Origin of the sequence: Paenibacillus sp. HB172176 (assembly GCF_011947265.1) — a bacterium.
Lineage (GTDB): Bacteria > Bacillota > Bacilli > Paenibacillales > Paenibacillaceae > Pristimantibacillus.
Window position 1 is genome coordinate 1 of record NZ_JAATHD010000092.1, and the last position, 602, is coordinate 602.

The following is a 602-nucleotide window of genomic DNA, read 5'->3' on the forward strand; positions in this document are numbered from 1 at the left end:
AAAAAGAAAAGCGGTAGCCATTAAACGAGTAATCATTATAGTCTCCTTTGAGCTTGTTTTTTTATACGCACTTCATCCCTTTCACCTAACGTTCTTGTATTCACGAACCCTCACTGCCTTAAACGACCGGAGGGAGTGGCCGCGACGCGGTTAGGCAGTGCAGGGTTGTCCGGCTGATTAGGCTTCCCTGCTACTAGAACGGCTTCAGTTTAGCCGTTCTATTCCAGCTTCGGCCGGACCAAGGAGCCGGAGGCGACGCAGCGTGAATACTGTGTTATGTGATGTCATTGCCCTCATCGATTTGCTTTCAAAGGCCCTTTAATAGATTTATGACTTCTTTCTTATTTCTAACGATATAAGGTACTCTACGATAATTTCTTACAATTTCAATTACTCTTTCAATATCATATTGATGATTCCATCTAATCATCATTTCACATAAGTTTCTAACCGACTGCTTGTAATTCCATGGTCGTATGCCTGTCCGAGATAAGATAAATCTCTTGATAATCCTATAATCTCTTCTAAATACATTGGGGTTAAGTATAAAAACTGCATCGGCATTTTCGATTGACTTTAGTGTCCAATCCTTATACTGGACA

General features: G+C 41.0%; 1 pseudogene. It reads right to left on the minus strand.

What is annotated here, in order from left to right:
• Positions 1 to 307 precede the first annotated feature (307 nt).
• Positions 308 to 602: pseudogene (locus HFP08_RS29100) on the minus strand (hypothetical protein); the annotation flags it as partial.